The organism is Stenotrophomonas sp. AGC87 (genome assembly GCF_057333975.1).
The window spans coordinates 114067-117020 of sequence record NZ_JBHFHW010000015.1 but is presented as its reverse complement, the minus strand read 5'-3'; the positions used below and the strand labels follow the sequence as shown (position 1 = coordinate 117020).

Sequence of the window (2954 nt, the reverse complement as noted above, 5' to 3'; positions counted from 1 at the left end):
TTGCGATGCAAACCGGGGGCCCCGGGCGCCACCAGCGTCCAATTCCCCGCGGCTGTCGCCGCGCCCCCTTTACTAAAGGGGGCTGCGCCTCCAGACGGTTGGCGTGGGGCCTTACTCAAATGCGGTGTTTCCTGCACGCCCGGTAGAGCCACCCCATGGGTGGCTGCCTTACGTTCTGGCATCGCGTGCAGCCACCCATGGGGTGGCTCTACCTTCCTTGGCACCACGTGCAGCCACCCGTGGGGTAGCTCTACCTGCCCACGTGCGGCGATCAACCGCCGTACAGGGCTTTTCTGGGGGCCCCGGTGAGTTCGGCGGCGAGCTTGGCTGCGGTGGACGGCGGGAGGTGTTCGCTGAGCTTGGCGTACATGCGGCGGCCGGCGACCAGCTGGGCCTCCTCATCGTCGGCCGCGCCCTGCACCATCACCACGAACTCGCCCTTGCGCTGGTTGTCGTCCGCCTCGACCTGCTGCAGCAGCGAGGCCAGATCACCATCCAGCACGGTCTCGAACAGCTTGGTCAGCTCGCGCGCCAGCACCGCCGGGCGCTCGGGCCCGAACGCGGCGACCATGTCCGCCAGGGATTCGGTGATCCGGTGCGAAGATTCGTAGAACACCAGGGTGCGGGTTTCACCGGCCAGCGCATGCAGGCGCTCGCGGCGGCCGGAGGCCTTGGCCGGCAGGAAGCCTTCAAAGGTGAAGCGATCACTCGGCAGGCCGGCCACGCTGAGCGCGGCGATCGCCGCACAGGCACCGGGAATCGGGCTGACCTTTATCCCGGCTTCGCGCGCGGCGCGGACCAGGCGGTAGCCCGGGTCGCTCACCAGCGGGGTACCGGCGTCACTGACCAGTGCCAGCGACTCGCCGGCCAACAGGCGCGCCACGATCCGCTGCGACAATGCTTCTTCATTGTGGTCATGGAGCGCCACCAATGGCTGCTGGATGCCGAAGTGGGCCAGCAGCTGGCCGCTGCGGCGGGTGTCCTCGGCGCAGATCGCGGCCACCGAACGCAACACGTCCTGCGCGCGCGGGGTCAGATCGGCGAGGTTGCCGATCGGGGTGGCAACGACATACAGCGTGGGGACAGCACTCATCAGCGGCTCTTCCGTGGTCAAGGGTAGAATCGTACCGTTCCCCGGCCACGGCCGCTGCCCCCATCGAATGGACCTGATCATGAACAAGCCCGTCGTACGGATCTCCGCCCTTTCGTTGTCGCTGATGCTGCTTGCCGGCTGCGCCACGACCAGCTTCACCACTGCGCCGGATTCGCCGGCCCAGAGCCAGGCCTTGGCGCTGATCGAGCAGGGCAAGCCGCGCGATGCGGCCCTCCAGCTGGAAGCGCTGGCCAACACCCTGCGCGGCGGTGCCCGCAGTGCTGCCCTGGCCGATGCCGCCTTTGCCTGGCATGAAGCCGGCGATGCCACCCGCGCGCGCACGCTGCTGGCCCAGGTCACCGCGCGCCAGCTCAGCGGCGCCAGCCTCCAGCGCTACCAGCTGACCACGGCCGAACTCGCGCTGGCCGACAAGCAGCCTGCGCAGGCGCTGGCTGCGCTGAAGGAATCGACCGACGCGGTCACCCCCTCGCTGCGCACCCGCTGGCAGCTGGCCCGCGCCAACGCATTGCAGGCCACCGGCGACAACCTCGGTGCCGCGCTCGAGCGCGCCCGTGCGCACGCCGCACTGACCGGCAAGGCGCGCAGCGACAACCAGCAGGCCATCGCCGGCCTGCTCGGCACGCTGGACGATGCCACCCTGCGCGCCCGCGCAGCGGCGCTGCCGGCCAATGAGCCGCTGTACAACTTCGCCGGCCGTGCGCTGATCGCCCGTGGCCTGCCGCTGCCGCGTCCGTTCGATCGTGAAGGCGCCTCGCAGTTCGATACCAGCAAGCGCCCGCCGGCGATGAGCGATGGCTATCGTCCACCCGTGAAGATGGCCGTGCTGCTGCCGCTCAGTGGCCGCCTGGCCACCGCCGCGCAGCCGGTCCGCGATGGCCTGCTCAGTGGTTACTACGGTGAAACCCGCCGCCGCCCGGACATCCAGTTCATCGATACCGCCGGCACCGCCGCCGGTGCCGTGGCCGCCTACGACAAGGCGGTGACCGCCGGTGCCGACTTCATCGTCGGCCCGCTCGGCCGCGATGAAGTGGATGCCGTGTTCGGCCGCCGCGAACTGCCGGTGCCGGTGCTGGCCCTGAACCGCGGCAAGGACACCCCGCCGGCCGGCAGCGCCGGTTTCTCGCTGGCCCCGGAAGACGACGGCATCATCGCCGCCGAGTACCTGCGCGGCCGCGAGCGCAGCAAGGTGCTGGTGATCCACAGCAACGACGACAACGGCCGCCGTGCCGCCGCCGCCTTCCGCGAGCGCTTCGCGCAGCGCGGTGGCCAGGTGGTGGCGACGATCGGCGTGAGCGACACGGTCGGCGACATCGGCGCGCAGGTGCGTGCGGCCGGCGCCATCGACGGCGTGTTGCTGGCAGTGAAGGCGCCGCAGGCGCGTGCACTGACCCCGCAGCTGGCGCTGGCCGGTGCCGGTGGCGCCAGCCGCGTCGGCACCTCGCAGCTGACCGTCGGTGCCGGCAAGCCGGAAGAAGACATGGCGCTGGACGGCATCGTCTATCCGAACGAAGCCTGGAACGTGCGCGGCGTGCCCGGCCTGCCGGCCGCCTCCACCGCCGGGCAGATCCTGCCCTCGGCGCGTGGCGCCTCCGGTCGCCTGTTCGCGTTCGGTTTCGATGCGTGGAAGATCAGCGCCTACCTGGACAAGGTCGCCACCGAAGGCGGCCTGGCCGGCGCCACCGGCACCCTGTTCCTGGACAGCAACGGCAACGTACTGCGGGTGCCGGCATGGTCGACCTTCAGCGGCGGCCGGCCGATGCCGATCGCCAGCAGCAACTGATCCGCGTGCCGACAGGGCGCGCGATACGTGGCGCGGCGGTGGGAGCCGCCGCGCAGCCCC

2 protein-coding genes are annotated in these 2954 nt (G+C 70.9%); one reads left to right on the top strand and one right to left on the bottom strand.

Annotated features, from left to right (window positions below):
• Positions 1-271: 271 nt before the first annotated feature.
• Complete coding sequence (rsmI, locus tag ACE026_RS06615) at positions 272-1093, bottom strand: 16S rRNA (cytidine(1402)-2'-O)-methyltransferase (RefSeq protein ID WP_486038443.1); 822 nt, start codon at positions 1091-1093, stop codon at positions 272-274.
• A 79-nt stretch (positions 1094-1172) separates the two neighbouring features.
• Here rsmI and ACE026_RS06610 point away from each other — a divergent pair, with 79 nt between their 5' ends.
• Positions 1173-2894 carry a penicillin-binding protein activator gene (locus ACE026_RS06610; protein WP_486038442.1) on the top strand — a complete coding sequence of 574 codons (1722 nt, stop codon included), beginning with the start codon at positions 1173-1175 and terminating at the stop codon, positions 2892-2894.
• Positions 2895-2954 lie beyond the last annotated feature (60 nt).

Coding starts and splice junctions, on each gene's coding strand:
- ACE026_RS06610 (WP_486038442.1), top strand. CDS start 1,173: ATGAACAAGCCCGTCGTACGGATCTCCGCCCTTTCGTTGTCGCTGATG.
- rsmI (WP_486038443.1), bottom strand. CDS start 1,093: ATGAGTGCTGTCCCCACGCTGTATGTCGTTGCCACCCCGATCGGCAAC.